The organism is Anaeromicropila herbilytica, assembly GCF_016591975.1.
Lineage (GTDB): Bacteria > Bacillota > Clostridia > Lachnospirales > Lachnospiraceae > Anaeromicropila > Anaeromicropila herbilytica.
The window spans coordinates 2,849,793-2,876,612 of the sequence record NZ_AP024169.1 but is presented as its reverse complement, the minus strand read 5'-3'; the positions used below and the strand labels follow the sequence as shown (position 1 = coordinate 2,876,612).

Below are 26,820 nucleotides of genomic sequence, written 5' to 3'. Positions count from 1 at the left end.
ATGCTTTGTGGCATTCCCTTCTTCATTATATTTCCTTCAACCTTGCTCCCGTATTTTATGTAATATAACTATGATCTTTGATTGTTATGTACTTATAAATATTAATTACGAAATCAGTCGGATGTTATTGAATTTAAATAGCATTAAATCGAGGTTGGCCATTTTCATCAATTAAATAGACTTCAATATAGATAACCTTACGTGTCCAATCATCATATGTGATAAGTTCTCCTTCCAATATAGTATGCATAATTTCTGCGCCAATTCTTCCCATCTTTATGGGTTGTTGTGCAATGGTACCCTGCATTAGCCCTTCTTTAATCGCTTCAATAGCTGCTGAGATACCGTCAAATCCAATCAGTATTATCTGTCCCTTTTTACCTGCTTCTTCAATTGCTTTTGCAGCGCCTAAAGCCATTCTGTCATTCTCACAGAATACGGCAGCTAAGTCATCTTTATAGGTACCTAAAATAACTTTCATAACATTATAAGCCTCTAATTCCAAGCTATTTGCGGTTACTTCTGCAACAACATGATATCCACTGTCTAGCATTACACTCTTGTAAGCTTGCCCACGCCTTAATGCATAAGTAGAAGTTTTTTCAACTTTTATAATAGCGACATTATTACTCTTTATAGAGTGTTGTTTTATTAATTTTAAAGAATATTCAGCAGCTATTATTCCACCTGCGAAGGAATCAGAGATAATAAATGCTTCAACATCAGCACCACCAGTACCTTGATCTATGATGATAACCGGAATCTTTTTTTTCTGTGCATCTGATACAATAATGGGAACTGCTTCAGGATTGTATGGAGAGATAATTAGACCTGCAACATTTTGGTTGATTAATTCAATACAACCATTAATCATTTCAATAGTATTACTATTCTGATTGTGTGTGATTACATTCATATCAAGTTCTGTAGCTCTTGCAATGACACCATCCTGCATTGATTTAAAATATTCATATTCGCTATTATATACGGAACAACCAATGGTATATTTTTTATTAGTATTTGTAGGAGGTGTTTCTTCTGAGAAAATCTTTGGTATGTTAGTTCTTATATATAAACTGTTTAATTTCCCAAGCTGTTCTTTTGGATCCATGCTTATACCATACCTTTCCACTTTCTGTGACCTGTTCAAAAGATTAAAGGCCTGAAGAAGTTAAGATTGAATTATCTATATATAGCTATCCTTTACCCATTATATTATTATGAAGTATTATATGTGTTGGGTATCTGATTCATACTAAAAAACTCCATCGTGATAGTAAGCTTTTATACTATTACGATGGAGGGTAAGAATTGAATATACTTATATAGAAAATTTCTTGACCATTGAATCTAATCGTGTTGCTATGTCTTTTTCATTTGCAACTATTTGTGTAATTGCACTTACAATCTGTGATAATTTATCTATGTGTGAAATAACGGTTACACTATTTTCTGCTGTATTTTGTGAGGCTTCTGCAACATTTTCTATTGCATCTTTTACTTCACCTATGACATTTTCAATGTTTTGTGTCATAGTGGAGATCTTAGTTACTATCTGTTCAATAGATTCAGCATCTTCACCATATTGCTTTGCTACATCTACAAACATCTGATAGTCAGGTGTTACTGTATCTTTAACAAATGAAAGTAAAAATTGAGAATGTGTAAGTAATTGATTATATGCTGATTGAATTAAAGTAATAGTATTTTTAATTTCATTCACTGTATTTGTTGTTTCTGCTGAAAGATTACCTATCTCATTTGCAACCACTGCAAATCCTTTTCCGTGTTCACCAGCTCTAGCAGCTTCAATAGAAGCGTTAAGAGAAAGTAGATTGACTTGCTTTGCAATATCAGAAATAGAATCTGCCATAATACTGATAGTATCCATAATCTTAGCATCTTCCATACTTTGATTTAGATTATCTTCATTTTTATGTGCTAATTGTATTGCTACGTCGAAAGAATTCTTGCTTTTTTGTTCAATATCAAAGGCTCTTTTCTTAATAGTGGTAGCAAGTTCATAACTCTTTTGAGTTTCTTGTGATAGATATGTAATAGAAGCATTCGCTTCTTCTGAGGAGGCATTTACCTCTTCTGTTGCAGCAGAAGAACTCATCATGTCTTCGTTTATCATTCGAACTGCATTCTCGATTTCGTTAAAACTTAAAGTTAAATGGTTTGAAGTATTATCTAATTCTTGACTTATATCTGAAAGATGGATTGAATCAGAAGAAATGGTTCTTATAATACCACTATTTTCTTCTAACATTTGATTTAATGCTAAAGCCATGGTTCCTAATTCATCTCTTGACTTAATATCTAGCTTTGATGTGGTAAAATCACCATTGGATAGTTTTAGTGCAAAATTAGTTACTTTTTTAATGTTTTTTGTAACGTAATGTACTTCTGAAATAATTGCAAGGATAGATGCTAGTAAAGCAAGTACACTAACTATAATCAATTTAGTTAACATTTGGTCTAAAGGCTTATTAATTTCTGATACAGGGATCTGAATCGCTAATTTCCATCCGAAATCTTTGATAGTGCTATAATACACATTGTATTTTACTTGTTTCAGTGAATAAGTACCTAGCCCTTTTTTAGACTTCATGATTTCTTTACCTAAGCTAGCTAAAGAGGTATTGGAGTCTTTTGTTATACTTTTCTTCATTATATTCTTAGTAGAATGATTAGCAATGAATGTACCATCGGAGTTTAGAAGAAATGCGGTTCCACTTTTACCAACTTTATAATGATTAATCAAGTCCTGAATTGAGGAAATCTGAATATCAAAGGTGATAACACCAAGAAAATTTGCTTCGTTATACATTGGTACAGAGCAAGAGGTCATAATGGTATCAAGTGTTTGGTCATAATAAAGAGGAGAGAAAGTAGGAGATTTCGATTCTTTGGCATTTTTATACCAGTCATATTGAAAATAGTCGTAATCAGCATTGCTATATTCATAACTAACTTTGGCATTCTCACCATCTTTATGAATGTATGGACCAACATACTTTTCATTTTTATCAAATACATAAGGCTCAAACCATATACCACTACCAAGCACTAAATCGCTATCAAATATGATTTTACTAAGCATAGTTTCATATTGTGGAAGTTGAGTGGTTGTATAAGTTGATGATACGCTTTTGGCTGTTTCCTCAGCCATAGTAGATACTTTTTGAAGTTTTAACTGAATATCATTCATCACAGCATATAATTCAGAATTCATATTCGTTTGGATTTGAGATTGTATAGTGTGTTTACTATTACGATAACTAATAGTACTAAGTAGAATAAGAGATAGTAAAATTACAGATAATAAAAACGTTAACATTCTTGTGCTTATTTTTTTGAATTTCATAACAAGTTCCCTTCTGCGACCTGAATTTTTGGATAGACCTTCCATATTATAGATGAGATTGATACTAATTTCAATACTATAAATGACAAAATATAGTTAAAAGTGTGTAAAAAATACATAATAACCCACAAAACTGCACATATTAAAGGAAAATTTTATGTGTTTTTATGTGTTATAATAGGCTATAATTAGAACAGAAAATAAATTTCACAACTTCTGATAAGTATAGCGCCAGAGGTGGCAGATGGGAGCGTTTATGAGTAAATTACAAGAAATATTAGAGTATAATCGGGCATTTGTTGAAAATAAAGAATATGATCAATATAAGACTACTAAAGTTCCAAATAAGAAAATGGTAGTATTATCTTGTATGGATACAAGATTAACGGAACTTCTTCCGAAAGCGATGAACTTTAAGAATGGAGATATCAAACTTATTAAAAATGCTGGAGCAACTATAATGCATCCATTTGGCAGTATCATAAGAAGCATTGTAGTAGCTGTTTATGAGTTCGAAGCAGATGAGGTATTAGTAGTTGGCCATCATGGATGTGGAATGAGTAATCTTAATGCGGATCTTACATTAGAGAAAGCAATTCAAAGAGGAATCTCTCCAGAAGTAATCGAAACATTAACGCATGCAGGAATTGATATAAAGAAATGGCTACATGGATTTAATTCGGTTGAAGAATCGGTAAAAGAAAGTGTAGAATTAATTAAGAATCACCCTTTGATAGCAAAAGATATTAAAGTTCATGGTCTTATCATGGATCCAGAAACAGGTAAAATAGAAGTGGTTGTGAATGGATACGAAGTTTAGTCCTTAGCATCCATTCATTTTTCTACATTCTGATAAAGAATTATTCTAACGGATGAGGGTATACTAATCCAAAAGATTAAGTGAGATCGTATGAAAATTAATTTCACACAGTCTCGACAGAATGGAGATAATAATATGAATGAAAAAGATATGTATACGAGTAAAGATATTAAAGGACAAACACAAGCGGTTCCTGGAAAGGAAAGTAAAATGGATCCTGAACCACTCTACGATAATGTAGATAATAAAGGATATGGAAGGCTAAAAGGAAAGACAGCAATCATAACAGGTGGTGACAGTGGAATCGGCAGAGCGGTTGCAGTTGCCTATGCAAAAGAAGGCTGTAATGTAGCTATTGTATATAATATAGCAGATGGAGATGCAAATGATACGAAAGGAGTTATTGAAGGATATGGTGGTAGAGCACTTCTTATAAAAGGAGATATCGGAGATAGCAGTTTCTGTAATGAAATAGTAGATAAGACAATAAAAGAATATGGTGCGCTAGATATACTAGTGAATAATGCAGCAGAGCAGCATACTCAGAAGAAACTTGAGGATATTACGGATGAACAGTTATTAAGAACTTTTAAGACTAATATCTTTGCCATGTTCTATCTGACAAGAGCAGCATTGCCACATCTTAAGGAAGGTAGTGCAATCATCAATACAAGTTCAATAACAGCATTTAATGGACATGCGGATTTGCTTGATTATTCTTCGACGAAAGGTGCAATCTCAGCATTTACAAGATCACTTTCAGCGAATCTAGCAGATAAAAAGATTCGTGTAAATCAAGTTGCACCTGGACCAATCTGGACTCCTTTAATTCCTTCCTCAATTGAAAAAGAGAATGTGAAACATTTTGGAAAGAATACTCCTATGAAACGACCAGGCCAGCCAGTAGAACTTGCAGAAGCTTATGTATTCCTCGCTACTGATGGTTCTAGTTATATGTCTGGGCAGACAATTCATATCAATGGTGGAATGATTGTTAATTGTTAGATATCATAAGAGCAATTATGAAATTACCTTTGGGGTAAAAAGTAATTGCTCTTTTAATATGGATATAGGTATGAAACTACTTATTTAAGTATAATCGGTGTATAATATTTATTATATGATTCGAGGGTCAAAAGCCTTTCATAACATGCATTGTGTATATTGATGTATAATTATGAATTTTGGCGTAGTCCGGCCGAGGGTATCGTTTATATTTTGTCAAGACTCATAGTGAAAATAGGAACGTGAGTGAGCATTTTCACTAGTTCTGAGGCTTGTAAAAAATATGATGCCTGAGGGGAAGGTAGCCAAAATTTATAATTATACAGCTATATACACTCAGTACACTAAAATAAGGCTTTTGACCCTCGAATCATAATATGGGTAAAAAAGACTTTAGACACTTGAGTCATAATGCTATAATAGAAAAAATATCAAAAATAGAAAGGCATGGCGAAATAAATGAAAGATAAATATTTTAAAGTTCGGTATTCCCAATTAAGCCCTATCTCATTGCAAGAAGAAATTATAAGAAGATATCATTTCGAACATCCAACATGTAGATTCTATGATAGTGGCATGAATGATATATATCTAGTGAAAAATGGGGATGACACATTATATCTTAGAATATCTCAAACAGGTATGCATGAACTAGTGGATTATGAAGAAGAAGTTGATATTATAAATACATTATATGAGAATGGAATTACAGTAGCGGTTCCTATTAAGTGTGCAGACGAAAGTTATATATGGGATATTAATGCCCCAGAAGGAATCAGATATGCAGTTCTATTTGAAGAAGCGAAAAAATCACCGAGTGAAGATAAGGTAAAAAGCATATACAACTTAGGAAAAATGATTGCAAGAATGCATGAGATATCGGATGATAAGGATTTTAAAGTGAGCCGTTCGCCAATTGATCTAAATCAATTAATGAAACAGCCATTAGATAGAATTAAATACTATCTTGAGCATCGACAAGATGATTATAAATATTTAAGTGAGTCATCTGAGAAACTTTCAAAGTATATAGAACAAAAACTTAAGAAGGAGCAACCTATTTATGGCTTTTGCCATGGAGATATACATAGTGGGAATATATTCTTTGAAGAAAATGAACCAATGATATTTGATTTTGACTGTATGGGTTATGGATGGCGTGCATATGATATCTGCGTATTTGCTTGGAATGAATCATATGAAAATGAACATTACTGTTATAGTGAAGAGTGGAAAGCATTTATGGATGGTTATAATTCGGTGCGTCAGCTAAGTGAATCTGAAAGAGATACAATCAATGCATTTATAGCATTACGCCAACTTTGGCTAATGGGACTACATGCGGATGTTATGGAAAGAAATGCAGGATGTTGCTGGTATAATGATGCATATTTTGATGAACAGATTAGAATCTTTAAGATATGGTACCAAAGAACTTTCAATAATTTATAGATAATAGAAAGGAATTTATGATATGCAAGATATGGTAAGGAGCCTGGAGAGGGATAGGAAAAGGGTAGTAAAAGCATATGGGGAAGATATCGTTTTTCAATGCTTATCGGATAAGACGGATTATACGAAGTTATGTGATATTTATGCCCAGTTACAAACAGATATGGGTATGAATAATAATATAGATGAGGCAAAGTGGCTAAAGAATGTAATCGAGAAGACCATATTCTCTAAAGTGATGGAGGAGCACGGATATACATCAAATGGAAATAAGATTAACATAACTAAATTTTGTTGACACTATATATTGAAGATGTACTGCAGAGAAGTAAAATGGATACATTATTTTTAATAAGGAACGTATAGAAAAAGTGAAAAAATTTATGATGAAATACGAAGAGGAGATAAACTAATGATACAAGATATATTACCTAAAGTATTGAATAATCAATACTTTAAGAAAAACATAACAGCGGATAGCACCGTTTTGATATATGAGCAAGACAACGTATATGTAATGAGTGATGATGATAACATTCAATTTCCTAAATATTCAGATATGCCTACGACGAATAAAATACAATACATATATTTATTTTCAGTAGATCAGGAAATGTTCTTTTTAGGTCTATTAGATGACGATATATCATGGAAGCAGAATTCTATGTTAGATAAATTAAATGTTAAGGGTTATTCATTTGAAAATATAAGAATATTTAGAAATCCACAGTATGGATACTTGGCATTTGCTGGGATTACAGGTTATCAGTTATATGGTTGGTATCTAGATAATATGTATTGTGGTAGATGTAGGGAAACTATGATTCATAGTGACACAGAAAGAATGGTGCAATGTCCTAAGTGTGGTAATATAGTATATCCAAAGATTAGTCCAGCAGTGATTGTTGGGATTACGAATGGAAATAAATTATTAATGACGAAATATGCAAATGGGGATTACAAGAGATATGCACTGGTTGCTGGCTTTACGGAAATAGGTGAAAGTATGGAAGAAACAGTGAAACGAGAGGTTATGGAAGAAGTAGGACTTAAGGTGAAAAATATTACTTACTATAAAAGCCAGCCATGGTCTTTTACAGGATGTGTTCTGATGGGATATTTTGCAGAAGTCGATGGGGATACCACCATAAGAATGGATGAAAATGAACTTGCTGTTGCTGAATGGTTTGACAGAGAAGAAGTGCCAGGTGGTGAGGGAGAAATCAGCCTTACACGTGAGATGATGAGAGTGTTTAGAGAAGATATTAAGTAAATTAAATAATAATTAGTAATAACTTAAAAATCAACCAATACGATAAGAAACTTTGTAGAATTTAACTTAGTTTCTTATTGCACTGGTTGATTTTTAAGTTATGGGATTGGTTAGGGTATAAAAAGTTTTTAAATACTCTACTCTAGATAAATTATTTATCAAGATTCTTCATCGCGACAGATAACATCATCTTAATTCGATTGAGCTGATTGACATTGGATATTCCAGGATCATAGTCAATCGGAATGATGTTAGAATTTGGATATTTTTCTTTTAATGGCTTGAACATACCTTTTCCTGTAACATGATTTGGAAGACATGCTAAGGGCTGTACACAGATGATATTGTTAATGCCCTGCTCTATGAATTCAAGCATTTCTGCTGTTACTAGCCATCCTTCTCCAGTTTGATTACCGAGTGATAGGATAGGGGAGGCCATTTCGGCTAGTTTTTCAATCTGGGTTGGAGGTTGAAAACGGTTACTTCGTTCTAATTCTTTCATAACAGTTCTTTGATATCTCATAATCCGTTGTGTAGTCATATCACTTAATGTCATCTTAAGACGTGTCCCATTCAGATATTTATATAAAAATTTTGAATTATAAGCACAGTAAAAAATAAAATCCATAAGGTCTGGAACAACGGCTTCTGCACCTTCTTGTTCTAAGAGATGAACGATATCGTTATTACCAGTAGGGTGATATTTTAATAATATTTCACCTACAATAGCGACCTTTGGTTTATTGATTGGAAGTAGTTCCAGTTGATCAAAATCTCGGATGATACCTTTTGTATATTCCTTAAATTCGCTTCGACTACCAGTGAGTAGGTTAGCTTTCGCTTTCTCATTCCATTGTTCATATAATCGTTCAGCAGAACTAGGGATCTTTTCATAAGGTCTAGTTCGGTGAAGTACTTTCATAAATAAATCACCATAGAGTAATGCCATAATACAACGATTCAAGAATTTGACTGATAGAGAAAATCCTGGTTGCTTTTCAAGACCGACGGTGTTCAATGAGATAATAGGAACTTGGTCAAATCCAGCCTGTTTCATCGCTAACTTTAAGAATGCAATATAGTTCGTAGCGCGACATCCACCACCAGTTTGACTTATCATGACAGAAGTATGAGTGATATCATACTTGCCAGATTTTAAAGCATTAATTATCTGTCCAACAACTATGATGGCAGGATAGCAAGCATCGTTATTAACATATTTTAAGCCTTCTTCAACAGCAGATTTATCCATCGCAGGAAGAACCTCAATCTGATAACCACAAGTTTTAGCAGCTACTTGTAGCAATCGAAAATGGATGGGTGCCATTTGTGGTGATAATATGGTATGTGTTTTACGCATTTTTTTTGTAAAGATTGGGTTATGATAGGATACTTCTTCAAAAGATGAGGAAAGAGAATGATTGTTACGTTCTTCTATCGCTGCTTTTAAGGATCGAATGCGAATTTTAGCAGCACCAAGATTATTTCCTTCATCAATTTTTAACATCGTATACATCTTGCCTCCAGTAGCCAGTAGTTCAGCTATTTGGTCTGAAGTGACTGAATCTAAGCCACAACCAAAGGAATTTAACTGAATTAATTGAAGGAAATCTTCTTTGGCAACCAATGTTGCAGCGCGGTATAATCTGGAATTATAAGCCCATTGATCAACTACCCTTAATGGCTTCTTAAGCTGTGTCAGATGGGAGATACTATCTTCGGTTAAGACAGCCATTCCATAGGAGTTAATCATATCAGGGATGCCGTGGTTAATCTCTGGGTCAACATGATATGGCTTTCCGCATAAAACAATTCCCGTTTGCTTATTTTTTCTTAAAAAGGATAGCGCCTCTTCTCCCTTTCGTCTAATATCCGTCTTATATACTTCACGTTCTTTACTTGCTGCCATAATAGCTTCCTTAACTTCATGAAAAGTAACATGATAGTCTTTGAATTCCGCCATAATACGTCTTACAAGAACTTTTTCATTATCTAATGATAGAAAAGGTGAGAGGAAGGTAATATGATGATTATCCAATTCATCCATATTTCTTTTGATAACTTCGGAGTAGGATATTACAATTGGGCAATTATAATGATTGTTTGCATCTTGATACTCTGTTTTTTCATATACAACAGAAGGATAGAATATTGTCCTAACCCCCTTCTCAATCAGATCTATAATGTGACCATGGCATAATTTGGCGGGATAGCAGACCGAGTCTGATGGTATGGTTTCTAATCCCTTTTTATAAAGAATCTTACTAGAGGGAGATGAGAGCACGACGGAGAAACCTAACTTAGTCAGTAAAGTAAACCAAAAAGGATAATTCTCGTACATATTCAGAACTCTAGGAATACCAATGATTCCACGCTTGGCTTCTTCTGGTCTTAATGAATGATAGCTGAACGTCCTTTGATATTTGTATCGGTATAGATTAGGTAATTGTTCTGCTTGGATAATTTTATGTTCTAATTCTAATCCTCTTTCACATCGATTTCCAGCAATGAAGGATTCTCCATTTGAGAAATGATTTATAGTAAGTAAGCAATGATTTTGACATCTTTGGCATCTGCGACTTGAGGTTGTGGTTGTAAGATTATACAATAAGTCTTTAGGTAAAAGAGTAGACAGTTCACCCATATTAGTTTGTTCTTTGGCAATTAAAGCTGCACCGAAGGCTCCCATCAACCCAGCAATATTAGGCCTAATTGCTTCTCTTCCTGATATTAATTCAAAGCTACGTAATACGGCATCATTATAAAAAGTACCTCCTTGAACAATGACATTTTCACCAATATCATGTTCATCTCTCATTTTAATTACTTTATAAAGAGCATTCTTGATAATAGAATAGGAGAGACCGGCAGATAGATCGGATAGCTTAGCACCTTCTTTTTGTGCTTGTTTCACCTTGGAATTCATAAATACAGTACATTTTGTTCCAAGATCAACTGGAGCAGTGGCATAGAGGGCCTCTTTCGCAAATTCCTCTGCTGACATATGAAGTGAGCTAGCATATCCTTCAAGAAAGGAACCACAACCAGAAGAGCAAGCTTCATTCAGAAGAATATTATCAATGGCTCCATTTTTGATGCGAAGGCATTTCATGTCCTGGCCACCAATATCTAAGATAAAATCAACTTCTGGTAAGAAATGTTTGGCTGCTTTGTAATGAGCTACCGTTTCTATTTCTCCAAGATCAGCGTGAAGAGCGGCTTTAATCAGAGCTTCGCCATATCCGGTTACGGTGCATTTGGCAATCGTAACTTTGTTAGGAAGTAAGTTATATAATTCTCTCACAATCTGAATAATCTTATTTAATGGATTCCCATCATTATTTGCATAGTAGGAATATAATAACTCAGAATCTTCACCAATTAATACAATCTTGGTCGTGGTAGAGCCAGCATCTATCCCAAGATAGGTTCTTCCAGAATACTCAGATAGATTACCTCTCTTTGCCTCGGAGTGATTGTGCTTTTTGAGAAAATCTTGATAATCTTTTTCATCTTTGAATAGTGGATCTAATCTTTTGAGCTCTTGATCGGTATAATCATTGATATGTTCTACTCTATTTACAAGTTCCTGCAAAGAGACAGTTTCCATTGAATTATCAGAAATTGCTGAACCAATTGCTGCATACAACTGGGAGTTCTCGGGAGTTATAGCATTTTCTTTACTAAGATTCAAGCTCTTAATAAATAAAGACCGTAATTCTGAAAGAAAGTAGAGTGGCCCTCCTAAAAAGGCTACTTTACCACGGATTGGTTTACCACAAGCAAGTCCTCCAATGGTTTGATTGACAACCGCTTGAAAGATTGAAGCAGCAATATCTTCCTTTCTAGCTCCATCGTTAATAAGTGGTTGAATATCTGTTTTGGCAAATACTCCGCAACGAGAGGCAATAGGGTATATGATCTGATATCCTTTTGCATATTCATTTAATCCAGTAGCATCTGTGTTCAAAAGAATTGCCATCTGATCAATGAATGCTCCCGTTCCACCAGCACAACTACTATTCATTCGTTGTTCCATTCCCCCTCTAAGATACGTAATCTTCGCGTCTTCACCACCTAACTCGATGATAACGTCTGTCTCAGGAATTAGTATCTCGACTGCTTCAGAGCAGGCAATTACTTCTTGAACAAAAGGAAGGTCTAGCCATTTAGATACAGATAGCCCTCCAGAACCTGTTACGCTAACTTTAAGGGAAATATCTCCTAAAGTATTATAACAGTTTTGAATTAGCTGAATTAAGGTATGTTTGGTGTCTGATAAATGTCTTTTATAGTCACTATAGATCAATCGATAATCATGGTCTAGAACTGCCAGTTTCACAGTCGTAGATCCAATATCAATTCCGAGCCTGTAATTATTCATAGGAATCCCCTTTACATAAATCTGTTCTTATCTAGATTATTTACAATATTTATCCATTTATTCGGGTGATAAAAGACTTTTTGATTAATGGAAGGAGAGTTAAGAAAACATAATAAATAGGAGTCAAATACAATGAGATCATTTCATCGTATTTGACTCCTATTTATAGAATTAATTTTACATCCTAATCAATTAATTCTTTTTAAAAATTACAATCAGTTTCATCATATATTGATGCATGTATTCTTCGATATTATATTCGCCATCATGAATACACCAATCATATGCAACACCTCTAGCAGCAATAAAAAGAAATTCACATATCTCTTCTGGAGAAGACGTAGTGCTTATTTCACCAGTTTCTTGTCCGTCTGATATGATTTGTTTTAAGAGTTCTTGCATATATCTGCCTTTTTGAGTAAATATTTTATTATTTGAAGTATACAATTGTTTCATTATATCAATACCTACATTTTGATTGTATTTCGCATAATAATCAAAATATTCAAGAATTTTATCAAGGGTAGATCCTTCTTTAATACTATCTTTTACCTCTTCTTCAAAATACTGATCTGCACGAATAAATATTTCGGAGAGGATATCATATTTCGAAGAAAAGTAATTATAAAAAGAGCCGATGGATACACCTGCAGCTTTACACACATCTTCAACTTTTAATTTTTCGAAGCCTTCTTTTTCTAAAAGTTCAATTGCAACTTGATATAATTTATTTTTAGTCGCTTCTGCCTGTAGTTTACGACTCGTTAATTTTTGCATTTTCATAATAATCTCCTAACAATCTATATAGATTAATTATAGTGGAGTGAAGTATTTTGTCAATTAAAAAGGAATATCAGAAATATTAAGATAGAATTTTATGAATAAGCTATGACATTTTGAATCAAAATAGGGTAGTAATAATTCATTGTAACAATAGTTATTAAATAGGCAATGATATATACCAATTAGATGATTCGAGGGACAAAAGCCTTATTTTAGTTTACCAAGTGTATATCGCTGTATAATTATGAATTTTGACTACCTTTCCCCTCAAGCATCATATTTTTTACAAGCCTCAGAACAAGTAAAAATACTCACTTATGTTCCTATTTTTACTTTGAGTCTTGACAAAATATAAACGATACTTTCGGCCGGACTACGTCAAAATTAATAATTATACATCAATATACACAACCAAGGTTAATCAAGGCTTTTGCCCCTCGAATCATTAGAAAATTTGTAATAATCATATTGACAAAATTATAACAAAGTCGTAAAATGAATGTATTCGGTGAATATGTTCACTGAAAATTGAAGCCTATATAACTACATAAGAAAATTGGAGGTTTACTATGAAAGAGAAGTACAAAAATCTTTATGAACCAATTAAAATTGGTAAACTTGAAATTAAGAACAGATTTGTAATGGCGCCAATGGGACCTGGTGGTTTATGTGATGCCGATGGAACATATAATGAACGTGGTGTAGAGTATTATGTTGAAAGAGCCAAAGGTGGTACTGGACTTCTTATGACAGGTGTTACGATGGTTGAAAATGACATTGAAAAATGTGCATTACCATCCATGCCATGTCCAACTCTTAACCCACTTAACTTCGTTACAACTGGTAAGAAGATGACAGAAAGAGTTCATGCATATGGTGCTAAGATATTCTTACAACTATCTGCTGGATTCGGACGCGTTAGTATTCCTTCAATCGTTGGAAAGACTGCGGTTGGACCATCTGAGATTCCTCATAGATGGCTTCCAGGTGTTACTTGTAGAGAATTAACAGTAGAAGAGATTAAGACATATGTAAGAAAATTTGCAGAATCAGCAGCAATAGCTAAAAAGGCTGGATTTGATGGAGTTGAGATTCATGCAGTTCATGAAGGGTATTTACTAGATCAATTTGCTATCTCTTTCTTTAATAATAGAACAGATGAATATGGCGGTAGTTTAAGAAATCGTCTTAGATTTGCAATTGAAATTGTACAAGCAATCAAGGAATCCTGCGGTCAAGACTTCCCAGTTTCTTTACGTTATAGTATAAAGAGTTTTATTAAAGACTGGAAAGAAGGCGGACTTCCAGGAGAAGAATTTGTAGAAAAGGGAAGAGACATTGAAGAAGGAATTGAAGCAGCCAAGATTCTTGAAGAAGCTGGTTACGATGCTTTCAATGGAGATGTTGGTTCCTATGATTCATGGTATTGGAGTCACCCACCAATGTATCAAGAGAAAGGATTATATCTTCCTTACAATGAAATCTTGAAAAGTGTATTAAAAGTACCAGTTATTACTGCAGGAAGAATGGAGAATCCAGAACTTGCAAGTGATGCCATTACAGATGGTAAGACAGATATGATTGCACTTGGAAGACCTTTACTTGCAGATGCAGATATTCCTAATAAGATTATGAATGATCAATATGATAAAGTACGTCCATGTCTATCTTGTCAAGAAGGTTGTATGGGAAGACTTGCTACTTATGCAAATATTTCTTGTGCAGTTAATCCAGCTTGTGGTAGAGAAGCCGAATATGCTCTACAACCTGCAAGAAAGATCAAAAATGTAATGATTATTGGTGGTGGAGTTGCAGGTCTAGAAGCTGCAAGAGTAGCAGCTGAGAGAGGACATAAAGTTACTGTATTTGAAAAATCAGATCGATTAGGTGGTAACTTAATCCCTGGTGGTGCACCAGACTTTAAAGAAGATGATATTGCATTAGCAAACTGGTATACGAATGAGATAAAAGAGCTGGGTGTTGAAGTTCGTTATAATGTGACAGTAACAAAAGAGATGGTAAAAGAATTCAATGCAGATGAGGTAATTGTAGCAACCGGTTCTAAACCAAGAGTATTATCAATACCAGGTTCTGATAAAGTATATACAGCAGAAGAAGTATTATTAAATAAAAAAGATGCTGGTGATTCAACAATTATCATTGGTGGCGGTCTTGTAGGATGTGAAACTGCTCTATGGCTTGCGGATCAAGGAAAGACTGTTACAATTGTTGAATTACAAGATGACATCTTAAAAGTGGGTGGTCCACTTTGCCATGCAAATGAAGATATGTTAAAAGATTTAATAAAGTTTATGAAAATTGATTTGAAATTAAAAACAATGGTTACAGGTGCAACAAAAGACGGATTTGTCCTTAAATCTGGTGATGAAGAGGAAGTAATTGCAGCTGATTCAGCAATCGTAGCTGTTGGTTACCTTTCTGAAAAATCATTGTATGAAGAGATTAAATATGATATTCCAAATGTACATCTATTAGGTGATGCTAATCAAGTATCAAATATTATGTATGCAATCTGGAATGCATATGAAGTGGCTAGAAATATTTAAATTGTTCGTGATTACAGAAAAAGAATACTCCCCTCATTGAAATAAAGAACGCTTTTGATATGCTCCTTTTTTGGTAAATATCATTAGTTAAGCAAAATAGAACGCTTACATCAATAGAAGTAGATGTAAACGTTCTATTATTTTTTTTGCTTACTAGGAGCATAGTTAGTATTTAATGACATTCTTCTTTTTCCTGTGTTTCTGATATAACAATATCCCATTTATAATCACAATGATGACAAATAAATAAGCAAAAACCGTTGACACAGTACCAGCACCATTTGCGATAATCTCCCAAGAGGAACCTGCAGCAGCACCTAATATTACAAGGACTGTATTCCATATGGAGATTCCAATCAGGGTAAATACGATGAACTGTAATAAATTCATCTCAGCCATACCCGCTGGAATAGAAATTAGGCTACCTAAGACGGGAATACATCTACCAAATAGGACAGTATATTTTCCTTTCTGGATAAACCAGTCCCTAGTATGATATAATTGCTCCTTCTGAAAGCCAATGGTTTTCGCAATTCTCAAATCTGTAAAGTGTGTCAATCTTTCAATTTTAAAGAATCGGCCAATAGAATATAAGATCAGGGAACCAATTAATTCGCCAATCGTTGCATATAATATTACCCCTATACGGGTGAGATCCGTATAAGTGGTCATAAATCCACTTAATGTAAGAAGAATTTCAGCAGGTATAATTGGAAAAATACTTTCAAGCGCAGTAAGTAATAGAATCCCCCAATATCCATATTCATTTAATATTTGTAATGCTAAGTCTTTCATAACAATTCCTAGTTCAAACTTATTATTGATATAATGGTATGTTTTATTTCTGGTTATTAGAATAATGATTTGAACAAGTGTATAGTGAATACAGATTTATCATTGAGAAAACTTACAGTATAAATAAAATAAATATATTAATTGAAACAATCACTTATGTAACTGATGGTTAAATGAGGTTAACTAGGAAGTTATTGTATATCATAGATTTCTATAGCATAATAAGTATGTTCGAACAAATAATAAATAAAATTCTTAAAATATATTTATATTTCTTTATATCACCTATGCATTGAGAAATTATAAATAGAAAATAAATAGATCTATCAGAATGAACTTATCTTGTTAATAGAAGTATTTCTACTAGGAAAGGAATAGCAATTATGAATATTGAAATCGGAAAAATGATAAAGAAATTAAGACTTCAAAAAGGAGTAACACAAGAAGAACTAGCAGATAAAATGGGAGTATCGAGCCAAGCAGTATCAAAGTGGGAGAATGGAGTAACAACCCCGGACTTGTCCCTCATACCTGAGTTATCCATATATTTTGGTGTGACCATTGATGAATTGTTCGAGATGACAGAAGAAGCACATCTTGAAAGAATTGAAAATATGTTATATGAGGATAGGATACTTAAGGAGGAGGATTTTAATTATGCCAATCAATATCTATTGGATAAAATAAATGAAGGAACAAAGAATCCTGTATATGTAGAACGAATTGCAGAATTGTATGTACATAGAGCAAAAGGGTATCATATATTGGCTGAAAATTATGCGAAAAAGGCCTTAGAACTCACACCAGAGAATAAAAATTGCCATGTTACTTTAAGCAAAGCTACCAATGGTGTAATCTGTGATTGGAATTGTTACAACCATCATGAAATGATTGATTACTATAAGGAATTTGTTACATTACATCCAGATTATGCAAAAGGTTATCTATGGTTATTGGATTGTCTCATTGCGGATGGAAGAACAAGAGAGGCACGTGTGTATGTAGAGAAAATGCGTCAGATATCAGATGATTTTCGAGTGAATCTGTACATAGGCCTAATCTTAAAAGAAGAAGGACATATAGAAGAAGCCATAGTGGAATGGACAGGGATGATAGAGAAATATTCAGAAGAATGGATGGCGATATCCTCTTATGCGAGTTGTATGGCGGGACTATGTAGATATGAGGAGGCAATAAGCTTTTATAAGAAGGCAATTGATTTACAACCACAACCTAGATATACAGATGCGTATGAAGCAATTGCTCATATAGAGGAAATTCGTGAACATTATGATGCTGCGATTGATGCTAGAGAGAAAGAAATCGAACTATTAGAAAATGAATGGAAGATTACGTTAGGAGAAACCGTGGATTATCCAAGGAGAGAAATCGTAAGGTTGAAGAGTTTAAAATAATTTTCCGGTTATGATAGTTGTGTAGAGGAAGATGGAAATTAAATAGTTGATAAAATAATTGGAGTAATTGGATTTATATTATTTGGAATTAAGGTTCATTATCTAATTTATAGGATATGCGGTGGATTGATCACTGCATATCCTAGGTTATTTGCAGAACACTGTAATTCATAGATTTTCACTCCAAGTTTTTACCACTTATGAATAACGTCAGGTTTTTCGAAAATTTCATCAAGCCTTTTTAGAAAAGGAATAATGGAACTAAAATCTACTGCCTTATGGTCAAATGCAAGACACATTGGGAGAAATTTTCTTATTCCAATTTCTTTATTCCCATTTTTAAGGGTATATACACCTGGACGTTCTTGAACTGAACCAATACCAATAGCAAGAACTTGAGGTGGGATGATTTCAAGGAGTGCGAAGGAACCTCTCTGTTCTTTATACAAAGAACCTATATTGGAGACGGTTACTGTACCAGACATAATATCTTTTTCGGTTAATCTTTTATGCTCAGGTATCTTATAATAATCTTTTTTTTCCTTACCTTTTAATCCCTTTGTTCTGTTTCGAGTTATTTGAGAAGCAATAATTCTTCTAACTATTCCAATATTAAATTTCTTTAATTCATTGAATGTATCAGAAAATGCTGCTCTATATAACATTTCATCAATATTTGTTATTTCTATTTTAGAGGATAATTTTAACATATAATCCGAAATATCATTTAGTGACATTTTCTGGGCATTAGGAATTGTTGGGGGTATCATTTTACCATTGGATAAAAGCCAGGGTATCGAAACGTTAATGTCATCTAAAATATGTATCAAGCCTTCCACTTTCTTATGATTATATTCTACATATGAATTCAATTCAGGTGACTTTATTAAACCTTCAACTATAACTTTTATCAGCAATGTATTTAATGTTATTTTATAGCCTGAATTGTTTCTTTCCTTTGCAAGTTTAGAAAATTCATTATAGAAGTCAGTGATATCTGGTTCGTACACATATGATACATGCGGGATGTTATGCCATGAAGATGTGGTCATGTGTGATACAACTTTTCTTTGTAGATCAAATTTTACAGTTTGTTTAATTTTAATAGTTTTGTTATTCATTAAATAACTATCACCTCAACTAACGATATTTTTTTCAGTTTCCTAATGATTCATTATATTATCTATATGTGTTTTTGCTACATAAAGGTTTTTACTATAGTAGACGTTAAAAAAGTTAAAATTTAAATGCTGAGAAGATCATTTTGTATAATTTAATACTGATTTTAAATGTTATAATGTGATATAATTTTCCAGTAAATACAATAGTGATTTTCGTCAGGAGTGAAATAAGGGATGGTAAGTTATAACACATTAGAAGATATAAGTATTGAAGAATTACATAAAACATTTTTAGAGGTATTTTCAGATTATCAAGTAAAAATTGAAATGCCATTGTCAAAGTTTCAAGAAATGCTTCAACAAAGAGGTTGTATTCAAAAAGCTTCTATTGGTGCATTTCAAAATCAAAAGTTAGTCGGGTTTGTTCTAAATGGAATTAGAGACTGGAATGGAAAAATTACGTCTTATGATGTAGGGACAGGTGTTATAGCAACGTATAGGAAGCAGGGCATAACAAGTAACATGTTTGAACATTCAAAACAACTACTTCAAAAAATGAAAGTAGAGCAGTATTTACTTGAAGTATTACAGACAAATACATCGGCAGTTCAACTTTACAAAAAGCAAGGATTTCATATTTTAAGAGATTTTGAATGTTTTTGTTTAGATAAAAATAAGTATAATATGAAAGCAATATACCCAGTTGAAAACAGTAATACAATGAATCAAAATGTATGGATAAAGTTAAAAGAGTGTTGGGACTTTGAACCCTCTTGGCAGAATTCTATTGAATCAATTAATGCTGCATCTGATAAATTTATATATTCATTGGTATATCTTAATGATACAATTGTAGGCTATGGTGTTATAGATAAAAAAGCAGGAGATATTCTTCATATAGCAGTAAATAAAAATCATAGACGGAAAGGAATTGGAAGTAGTATATTAACTGATTTAATAAAGAATTCTGAATCTAATAGAATTAGTGTTCTTAATGTAGAGAGTCAATCTAAGTCTATAGTAAATTTCTTGTTCAAGGTAGGGTTTGAGAATTATGTAAATCAATATGAAATGGTATTAAAATTATAATATATAAATTGAGTTTTACAAAAACGTAGAAAAGTTTTATACTTTTTAAGTATTTTCATTTATATAGATAAACTTCTCAGTTCAATACGTATAACTATGTTAGGCGAATTCAGGCCAAGAAGTATATAATTATTGGTTTAACCAGGAAGTTTATATGTATATTGCTTTTTAGCAGAGAGGAGATCACATTGGATATAGAGAATAAAAATAATACTTATCATATGCTATTTCACTGGAATAATTTTAAATTAAAACTAGTATATGAAGGTATCATAGTTGGTATAGTAAGTAGTCTTATTGTTGTATTTTACCGATTTTCGCTTGAAAAAGCGTCTGATATCTTGAAAGAAGTATATAAAATGATAGTAATTAATCCGTACTTGCTGCCAGTATGGATTGGTATTTTACTGTTAGTTGCATACATCGTAGGTTCTCTAATGAAGAAAGAACCAATGATATGTGGTAGCGGAATTCCTCAAGTAGAAGGAGTTCTACTTCACAAATTACAGATGAGATGGTGGAGTGTCATACTTGGTAAATTTCTTGGAGGTGTACTAGCTATAGGTTCAGGCCTATCCCTTGGTCGAGAAGGCCCATCGGTGCAGTTGGGAGCAGCAGTTGGACAAGGCTATAGCAAGATATTTAAAAGAATCAAAGTAGAAGAAAAATATCTGATTACTTGCGGCGCAAGTGCAGGACTTTCCGCAGCCTTTAATGCTCCTTTAGCGGGCGTAATGTTTGCATTAGAGGAAGTACATAAGAATTTTTCTCCATTTGTTCTACTTTCAGCTCTTTCGGCTGCATTAACAGCAGATTACGTATCAAGTGGATTTTTTGGTTTAAAGCCAGTTCTTAATTTTAAGAGTTTATCTATTCTACCCTTGAAATCTTATTTTTTCATCGTTGTATTAGGAATAATATTAGGTTTACTAGGAGTATTGTTTAATGGATCAATTCTTAAGGCTCAGAATATATATGCAAAAATAACATGGATTCCAAAAGAGTTCTTGATTGTCATCCCTTTATTGTTATCCGTTGTATTTGGATTTTTATTACCTCAAGTGTTAGGTGGAGGGCATGAAATTATCATTTCTCTATTAACTACGAGTAAATATACAATAATCACACTTGTGGTTATCTTAGTAATGAAATTCTTATTTACAATGGTATGCTTTGGTTCTGGAGCACCAGGAGGTATCTTCCTTCCTTTATTAGCAGTAGGTGCGCTCATTGGAAGTATATATGGTGGTATCGTTGTTCAGATATTTCATCTTGATGGTATGTTCATTCGCAATTTCGTTATATTGGGAATGGCTGGATATTTTACTGCAGTTGTCAGAGCTCCGATTACAGGTATTATATTAATTACAGAAATGACAGGTTCCTTCCAGCATTTATTATCACTATCCATTATATCAATTATTGCCTATTTGACCGCTGATATTATAGGTTCAAAGCCAATCTATGAAGCCTTATTAGAACGAATCTTAGCAAAACAAGGAGTAAGTCGTATGAAAGGAAATAGTAGGCATAAATCTATTCTAGAATATGCAGTCTGTATGGGTTCTGGTTTGGATGGTAAAGAAGTTAAAACTGTAACATGGCCATCACATTGTCTATTAGTAGCCATAAAACGTGGAGAACAAGAGATTATTCCTAAGGGTGATACGGTAATTACCGCAGGGGATTATGTGATTGTATTAACCAATGAAGATCGTGTTCCAAAAATTAATGATGAATTATTAAAACTAAGTACAAATGGAAGTAACTAAACTTACTGTGTTCAAAATTGAAAAATTACAGTGTTTAAAATAATACTTGTGTTATGAAGAAATACATACTAAAATATGGATATATTATGTATTACCTGGTAAGACTCGAGTGCCTAACAACACTCAAAGCAAGCAAATAACTATTATTAAGGAGAGACACTATGGAAGATTTTAAATTTTCAACACTTGAATATGTAAGACCTGATTTAGATCAATATGATGCTAAATTACAGCAACTAACTGAACAAGTGAAGAATGCAAAAGACTATGAAGAGATTCAGAGAATTCTACAAGAAGCAGATGAACTTTCCAGTGCAGTAGATACAATGGGAACAATCGCAATGATTCGTAATACTCTTAATACTACGGATGAATTCTATGAAAAAGAGATTGAATATCTACAAGATCGTGGTGCAGAATCAGAAGCAAGTTCTACTGCACTTTTCAAAGCAATCTTGAACTGTAATTTTACAAAAGAATTAACAGAAGAATTCGGTAAAGAATTCTTAGTGAGCATTCAAAGAAAAGTAGATCAATTTAAGGAAGAGTTAATTCCTTTTATGCAAAAGGAAGCAAAGTTAACTCAGAAATATCAAAAGATTATGGCAACTGCGAAAATCGAATTTGAAGGAGAAACCCTTAATCTATATGGTATCCAGAAATACTTTGAACATTCAGACAGAAAGACAAGAAAAGCAGCATTCAAAGCATATTCCGATTTCTATCATACTCATGAAGATGAGATGGAAGATATCTTTGATGAATTAATTACAATCAGAAATGAAATGGGTAAAGCATTAGGTTATGAAAACTTCATTCCTTTAGCATATATGCAACAAGAACGTAGCGACTATGGTCCAAAAGAAGTTGCAGCTTATCGTGAACAAGTTAGACGTGAATTAGTACCTTTATGTGCGAAGTTATATGAAGCGCAAGCAAAGCGTATTGGAGTTGACGAACTTAAAGTGTATGATGAAGAGTTCGTTTATCCAGATGGCAATGCGGATCCTATTGGCGATGAAGAATATTTGGTAAAAGAAGCTCAGAAAATGTATCATGATTTGAGTCCTGAAACTGGTGAATTTATCGATTACATGATTGAACATGATTTAATGGATCTTGAGAATAAGCCAAATAAAGCATCTACTGGTTATATGACTGTATTATCTACATACAAAGCACCTTTCGTATTTTCTTGCTTTAACCATACCAAATTCGATGTTGAAGTATTAACTCATGAGCTTGGTCATGCATTTGCAGGATATGAATCTATGAGAAATCAGAAGACCTCTCTTTTCTATATGGGTGGAACTGATATTGCTGAGATTCATTCTATGTCCATGGAACAATTTGCTTATCCATATGCTGAGCAATTCTTCGGTGAAGGTGCAGATAAATTCCGTTTTGCACATTTACAAGGAGCAATTACCTTCGTACCTTTTGGTGTTGCAGTTGACGAATTTCAACATATCATGTATGAGCATCCAGAATTAACACCTAAGGAACGTACATTAGAATGGCATAAGCTAGAAGAAAAATATATGCCATGGCGTAAATACGAAGAGGATGAATTCATGGAACGAGGTGGATATTGGTATCATAAGCTTCATATCTTCCTATATCCATTCTATTATATTAACTATACCCTTACAACAATGGGCGCAATGGAATTTAAGAAGCGTTACATGGAAGATAAAGAACAAGCATGGAAGGATTACCTTAACCTATGTAAAGCTGGTTCTAGCAAGAGCTATTTAGAATTATTAAAGGTAGCAAATCTTTCAGTACCATTTGAAGAAGGAAGCGTAGCTAGAGCAACATCTTGTGCAAAAGAGATTCTATTAAGTGAAATTGAGAAGATGAATCAATAGTTTAATATATGTAATAAAAACAAAGCTGTTTTCGTTTGAATAGCTTTGTTTTTTTGTATAGAAGTATGAATCATTCATTGACTTTTCTTCATCTTTTGATAAAATTTATTATATTAAGAGCATATGCTAAGAATATATATGACTTTAAAAATATGAAATGACGAGGAAATAGAGTAATGGACAATGAATTGGAAATGAATGAAAAATCACATTCCGAACTAGCAATGGCGTATTTTAATGAAGGATATAATTGCTCTCAGTCGGTATTTATGGCCTTTTGTGATGAATATGATATGGATTTTGAGATGGCAATGAAGATTAGTTCTTCTTTTGGCGGAGGAATGGGTAGACTTAGAGAAGTATGTGGAGCTGTGACTGGGATGTTCATGGTGGCTGGAATGATTTATGGATATACAAGTCCTAAAGACCAAATTGCTAAAACAGAACATTATAAGAGGATTCAATATCTTGCGAAAGAGTTTGAAGAAAAGAATGGATCAATTATTTGTCGTGAATTGCTAGGATTAGGAGAGGGGAAAGATAAACCAGTTCCTGAACTAAGAACAGCAGAATATTATAAGAAAAGACCTTGCGTTGAGATTGTCGGAATGGCAGCAGAGATTATGGAACGATATATAAAAGAGAATAAGAAAGCGAAGTAAATGAGTATAAACCTAATTGAAAAGTTTTAACGTTAATATAATATTATATAGAGAAACTAAACTATAATATTTTATAAGATACAAAATGGATTTTGTTAAAAACTCAAGTAAGGAGAAATTATGGCAAGACCAACAAAATGGAGAAAAATTGAACATATACCAGCAATACCGTATTATGTGCCATCAGAAACAGATGTGCCTGAATTACCAGAGAATATACTGAAATTGGAAGAATTAGAAGCCATTCGTCTGAAAGATTTAGAAGGATTAGAACAGAGTGAATGTGCTGAGAGAATGGAAGTATCAAGACCTACGTTTCAACGTATTTTATTATCAGCAAGAGAGAAAGTGGCGGATAGTTTAATCAATGGGAAAATGATACACATAGAAGGTGGTAATTTTACACGTAATATTTGCCCAATTCAATGTAAAGAGTGTGGTAAGGGTTGGAAAGAAAGCTTTGAACATCTTGAAGCAATTAAGAATGGAAAATATATATGCCCAGATTGTGGTTCGATTAATTTAGTTTGCCAGAATAATTGTAAAGATAAATTTTGTTGCAAGAATTGTAGACGTCATAGAGGTGTAGAATTTAATTCAAGATAATAGATTTTATAGTACTTTTAAGAATTGAATATAGAATAAACTAGTAAAATAACCCTTCTGTATTAAGTTGGAAAAGATTTGATTATCTAAAACATTCCTACTTAATACAGAGGGGTTATTTTGAATTCAATGAATTTAATTTATGTTTGTTTATATAGATTCTCCTATTTCATGGAGGATTAATGATGATTACATTCATGACCGTGATCATGTTCATGACAGGAATCACCGGAATCTTTAATAGCTCCAGATAGCCAAGCAAGAGCGACCTCTTTCACATTTCCAGCGCATCCGCGAACTACCTGAATGCCAGTGTTATTTAAGACATTCACTGCACCGTCCCCCATATTACCAGCGAGCATTAGTGTAACTCCCATATCAGCAAGAACCGTGGCAATGTCTGATTTGCAACCACAACCTGCTGGAGATTCTAAGATTTCTTTTTCTAGGATATCTGTATCATTGGTTGTAAATACAGTAAAGTATTCACAATGACCGAAATGACTATCGATAAGATCTTGACGTGATGGTAATGCTATTTTCATTCTGTAATCTCCTTTATTAAAATTACTTATTCATTATTAATGTAATATATGAACATATGCCCATTAATCTAATCTTAAAACTATTATTGGCATATGTCAAGAATATAAATAAATCTGTGTATTTAAAAAAGTAAAATAGTATTTAAATAAAACAAGGAGGCTTTTTTTGCAGCCACCTTGTTTTATTTATCATATGTCATTATGAATAGAATCATACGCAGATTGCATAACAGTAATCTACTGTGCTAAGCTTTCATAGATTTTCTTACAATTATCTTTCATACGCTCAAGATAAGTCATATCACCATCTGCACTTTCTATTGTGTGTATCGTCTCAACCTTAGCACCTACTTCATTTGCTAAAGTTTTGGATATTTCAGGACTTGCCATTTCTTCTGCAAAGATAGTAGTAACCTTATTTTCTTTACAATACTCAACTAATTCTGCAAGCTGCTTTGTACTTGGTTCACCTTCTGCGAATACGTCCTCAACACTATTTTGTTCTAAGCCAAAATCTTTACAGAAATAATTAAAAGCAGCATGACCAGTTACAAAATTTTTCTTTTCTAATGACTTGAATTTCTTGTTATATTCTTGATATAGTTTTTCAATCTCAGAAATATAGTCGTTAGAATTCTTCTGATAATAGTCTCTATTCTTAGGATCAGCTTTCAATAAGCCATCCGCTATATTCTGTACTTCAACTTCAGCTCCTTTTAGGCTTAACCATAGATGTGGATCATATTTTCCGTGTTCTTCAATCTCATCTTTCTCCATATTCTCAATCGAAGTAGAGCCTTTTGAAGCATTTACAACTACAAGGTCTTGATTGTTAGAAGACTGAACTGCTTCATCAGCCCACGATTCCATACCAAGACCATTATAAATAAAGACTTTGGCATCACTTAGCTTACGAATGTCAGCGGTTTTAGGTTCGAAATCATGAGGTTCAGTCCCGGCAGGTATGATAGTAGAGACCTGTACTTTATCTTTACCAACTGCTTTTGCGAATTCTGCCATAGCATTAAAGCTAACTGAAACATTTAATTTAGTATCTTTTGTAGTTGTTTCCTTTGTTTTACTGTTACATGCGATTAAAGATATCGATATGCAAAGAATTAATAGTAGCGATAATAATTTTTTCATTTTGTTAAAACCTCCTAGTATTTTGTTAATATGCAAATGAATTCCGTTTGCATTAACATTATACATCAACTTACGTTTATGTCAATACTAAATGCAAATGATTCGCATTTGCTATTTACAAATCTTAATTTATGATTTAGAATC

The 26,820-nt window shown here is 33.1% G+C and carries 20 protein-coding genes; 12 read left to right on the top strand and 8 right to left on the bottom strand.

Annotated elements, in window-relative coordinates:
• Positions 1-133: 133 nt before the first annotated feature.
• Both bsdtb5_RS12450 and bsdtb5_RS12445 read right to left on the bottom strand, forming a co-directional pair.
• Entirely contained in the window at positions 134-1,111 is a 978-nt protein-coding gene (locus bsdtb5_RS12450; protein ID WP_271712309.1) for a substrate-binding domain-containing protein, read from the bottom strand.
• A gap of 210 nt (positions 1,112-1,321) precedes the next feature.
• Complete coding sequence (locus tag bsdtb5_RS12445; RefSeq protein ID WP_271712308.1) at positions 1,322-3,370, bottom strand: methyl-accepting chemotaxis protein; 2,049 nt, start codon at positions 3,368-3,370, stop codon at positions 1,322-1,324.
• 256 nt (positions 3,371-3,626) lie between these two features.
• On the opposite strand from bsdtb5_RS12445, the gene bsdtb5_RS12440 reads away from it, so the two are divergent.
• The 5 genes from bsdtb5_RS12440 to nudC all read left to right on the top strand — a co-directional run bounded on the left by bsdtb5_RS12440 (position 3,627) and on the right by nudC (position 7,920).
• Positions 3,627-4,190, top strand: coding sequence for a beta-class carbonic anhydrase (locus bsdtb5_RS12440; protein WP_271712307.1), 564 nt, complete (start codon positions 3,627-3,629; stop codon positions 4,188-4,190).
• A gap of 135 nt (positions 4,191-4,325) precedes the next feature.
• On the top strand, positions 4,326-5,195 hold the full coding sequence (locus bsdtb5_RS12435) for an SDR family oxidoreductase (RefSeq protein ID WP_271712306.1): 870 nt from the start codon (positions 4,326-4,328) through the stop codon (positions 5,193-5,195).
• A gap of 459 nt (positions 5,196-5,654) precedes the next feature.
• Entirely contained in the window at positions 5,655-6,647 is a 993-nt protein-coding gene (locus bsdtb5_RS12430; RefSeq protein ID WP_271712305.1) for a phosphotransferase enzyme family protein, read from the top strand.
• Between the two features lie 22 nt (positions 6,648-6,669).
• Positions 6,670-6,945, top strand: a complete 276-nt coding sequence (locus tag bsdtb5_RS12425) for a hypothetical protein (protein WP_271712304.1) — start codon at positions 6,670-6,672, stop codon at positions 6,943-6,945.
• A gap of 114 nt (positions 6,946-7,059) precedes the next feature.
• A complete protein-coding gene (gene nudC / locus bsdtb5_RS12420; RefSeq protein ID WP_271712303.1) occupies positions 7,060-7,920 on the top strand; it encodes an NAD(+) diphosphatase in 861 nt (286 codons plus the stop codon).
• A 151-nt stretch (positions 7,921-8,071) separates the two neighbouring features.
• Here the strand turns inward: nudC and bsdtb5_RS12415 are convergent, their stop codons facing one another.
• Complete coding sequence (locus bsdtb5_RS12415; protein WP_271712302.1) at positions 8,072-12,304, bottom strand: 2-hydroxyacyl-CoA dehydratase; 4,233 nt, start codon at positions 12,302-12,304, stop codon at positions 8,072-8,074.
• 192 nt (positions 12,305-12,496) lie between these two features.
• On the bottom strand, positions 12,497-13,087 hold the full coding sequence (locus bsdtb5_RS12410) for a TetR/AcrR family transcriptional regulator (protein WP_271712301.1): 591 nt from the start codon (positions 13,085-13,087) through the stop codon (positions 12,497-12,499).
• A 569-nt stretch (positions 13,088-13,656) separates the two neighbouring features.
• On the opposite strand from bsdtb5_RS12410, the gene bsdtb5_RS12405 reads away from it, so the two are divergent.
• A complete protein-coding gene (locus tag bsdtb5_RS12405) occupies positions 13,657-15,654 on the top strand; it encodes an FAD-dependent oxidoreductase (RefSeq protein WP_271712300.1) in 1,998 nt (665 codons plus the stop codon).
• A 165-nt stretch (positions 15,655-15,819) separates the two neighbouring features.
• Here bsdtb5_RS12405 and bsdtb5_RS12400 read toward each other — a convergent pair whose 3' ends face one another.
• A complete protein-coding gene (locus bsdtb5_RS12400; RefSeq protein WP_271712299.1) occupies positions 15,820-16,449 on the bottom strand; it encodes a DedA family protein in 630 nt (209 codons plus the stop codon).
• A 383-nt stretch (positions 16,450-16,832) separates the two neighbouring features.
• Between bsdtb5_RS12400 and bsdtb5_RS12395 the strand changes: the two genes are divergently transcribed.
• Positions 16,833-17,864, top strand: a complete 1,032-nt coding sequence (locus tag bsdtb5_RS12395; protein ID WP_271712298.1) for a helix-turn-helix domain-containing protein — start codon at positions 16,833-16,835, stop codon at positions 17,862-17,864.
• A 191-nt stretch (positions 17,865-18,055) separates the two neighbouring features.
• Here bsdtb5_RS12395 and bsdtb5_RS12390 read toward each other — a convergent pair whose 3' ends face one another.
• A complete protein-coding gene (locus bsdtb5_RS12390) occupies positions 18,056-18,985 on the bottom strand; it encodes a 2-oxo acid dehydrogenase subunit E2 (protein WP_271712297.1) in 930 nt (309 codons plus the stop codon).
• Positions 18,986-19,219: 234 nt separating this feature from the next.
• Here bsdtb5_RS12390 and bsdtb5_RS12385 point away from each other — a divergent pair, with 234 nt between their 5' ends.
• The 5 genes from bsdtb5_RS12385 to bsdtb5_RS12365 all read left to right on the top strand — a co-directional run bounded on the left by bsdtb5_RS12385 (position 19,220) and on the right by bsdtb5_RS12365 (position 24,985).
• Positions 19,220-20,074 carry a GNAT family N-acetyltransferase gene (locus bsdtb5_RS12385; protein ID WP_271712296.1) on the top strand — a complete coding sequence of 285 codons (855 nt, stop codon included), beginning with the start codon at positions 19,220-19,222 and terminating at the stop codon, positions 20,072-20,074.
• Between the two features lie 188 nt (positions 20,075-20,262).
• A complete protein-coding gene (gene clcA / locus bsdtb5_RS12380; RefSeq protein ID WP_271712295.1) occupies positions 20,263-21,846 on the top strand; it encodes a H(+)/Cl(-) exchange transporter ClcA in 1,584 nt (527 codons plus the stop codon).
• 161 nt (positions 21,847-22,007) lie between these two features.
• Positions 22,008-23,717 carry a M3 family oligoendopeptidase gene (locus tag bsdtb5_RS12375; protein ID WP_271712294.1) on the top strand — a complete coding sequence of 570 codons (1,710 nt, stop codon included), beginning with the start codon at positions 22,008-22,010 and terminating at the stop codon, positions 23,715-23,717.
• A gap of 176 nt (positions 23,718-23,893) precedes the next feature.
• Positions 23,894-24,379, top strand: a complete 486-nt coding sequence (locus bsdtb5_RS12370) for a C-GCAxxG-C-C family protein (RefSeq protein WP_330611615.1) — start codon at positions 23,894-23,896, stop codon at positions 24,377-24,379.
• Positions 24,380-24,499: 120 nt separating this feature from the next.
• Positions 24,500-24,985: a DUF134 domain-containing protein gene (locus bsdtb5_RS12365; RefSeq protein ID WP_271712293.1), complete on the top strand. Its 486-nt coding sequence runs from the start codon at positions 24,500-24,502 to the stop codon at positions 24,983-24,985.
• A gap of 179 nt (positions 24,986-25,164) precedes the next feature.
• Here the strand turns inward: bsdtb5_RS12365 and bsdtb5_RS12360 are convergent, their stop codons facing one another.
• On the bottom strand, positions 25,165-25,530 hold the full coding sequence (locus bsdtb5_RS12360) for a NifB/NifX family molybdenum-iron cluster-binding protein (protein ID WP_271712292.1): 366 nt from the start codon (positions 25,528-25,530) through the stop codon (positions 25,165-25,167).
• A gap of 237 nt (positions 25,531-25,767) precedes the next feature.
• Entirely contained in the window at positions 25,768-26,676 is a 909-nt protein-coding gene (locus bsdtb5_RS12355) for a metal ABC transporter substrate-binding protein (protein ID WP_271712291.1), read from the bottom strand.
• Between the last annotated feature and the right edge of the window lie 144 nt (positions 26,677-26,820).

Excerpts from the sequence above, each read along its gene's own strand:
- bsdtb5_RS12450 (WP_271712309.1), bottom strand. The coding sequence starts at position 1,111 with ATGGATCCAAAAGAACAGCTTGGGAAATTAAACAGTTTATATATAAGA.
- bsdtb5_RS12445 (WP_271712308.1), bottom strand. The coding sequence starts at position 3,370 with ATGAAATTCAAAAAAATAAGCACAAGAATGTTAACGTTTTTATTATCT.
- bsdtb5_RS12440 (WP_271712307.1), top strand. The coding sequence starts at position 3,627 with ATGAGTAAATTACAAGAAATATTAGAGTATAATCGGGCATTTGTTGAA.
- bsdtb5_RS12435 (WP_271712306.1), top strand. The coding sequence starts at position 4,326 with ATGAATGAAAAAGATATGTATACGAGTAAAGATATTAAAGGACAAACA.
- bsdtb5_RS12430 (WP_271712305.1), top strand. The coding sequence starts at position 5,655 with ATGAAAGATAAATATTTTAAAGTTCGGTATTCCCAATTAAGCCCTATC.
- bsdtb5_RS12425 (WP_271712304.1), top strand. The coding sequence starts at position 6,670 with ATGCAAGATATGGTAAGGAGCCTGGAGAGGGATAGGAAAAGGGTAGTA.
- nudC (WP_271712303.1), top strand. The coding sequence starts at position 7,060 with ATGATACAAGATATATTACCTAAAGTATTGAATAATCAATACTTTAAG.
- bsdtb5_RS12415 (WP_271712302.1), bottom strand. The coding sequence starts at position 12,304 with ATGAATAATTACAGGCTCGGAATTGATATTGGATCTACGACTGTGAAA.
- bsdtb5_RS12410 (WP_271712301.1), bottom strand. The coding sequence starts at position 13,087 with ATGAAAATGCAAAAATTAACGAGTCGTAAACTACAGGCAGAAGCGACT.
- bsdtb5_RS12405 (WP_271712300.1), top strand. The coding sequence starts at position 13,657 with ATGAAAGAGAAGTACAAAAATCTTTATGAACCAATTAAAATTGGTAAA.
- bsdtb5_RS12400 (WP_271712299.1), bottom strand. The coding sequence starts at position 16,449 with ATGAAAGACTTAGCATTACAAATATTAAATGAATATGGATATTGGGGG.
- bsdtb5_RS12395 (WP_271712298.1), top strand. The coding sequence starts at position 16,833 with ATGAATATTGAAATCGGAAAAATGATAAAGAAATTAAGACTTCAAAAA.
- bsdtb5_RS12390 (WP_271712297.1), bottom strand. The coding sequence starts at position 18,985 with ATGAATAACAAAACTATTAAAATTAAACAAACTGTAAAATTTGATCTA.
- bsdtb5_RS12385 (WP_271712296.1), top strand. The coding sequence starts at position 19,220 with ATGGTAAGTTATAACACATTAGAAGATATAAGTATTGAAGAATTACAT.
- bsdtb5_RS12375 (WP_271712294.1), top strand. The coding sequence starts at position 22,008 with ATGGAAGATTTTAAATTTTCAACACTTGAATATGTAAGACCTGATTTA.
- bsdtb5_RS12370 (WP_330611615.1), top strand. The coding sequence starts at position 23,894 with ATGGACAATGAATTGGAAATGAATGAAAAATCACATTCCGAACTAGCA.
- bsdtb5_RS12365 (WP_271712293.1), top strand. The coding sequence starts at position 24,500 with ATGGCAAGACCAACAAAATGGAGAAAAATTGAACATATACCAGCAATA.
- bsdtb5_RS12360 (WP_271712292.1), bottom strand. The coding sequence starts at position 25,530 with ATGAAAATAGCATTACCATCACGTCAAGATCTTATCGATAGTCATTTC.
- bsdtb5_RS12355 (WP_271712291.1), bottom strand. The coding sequence starts at position 26,676 with ATGAAAAAATTATTATCGCTACTATTAATTCTTTGCATATCGATATCT.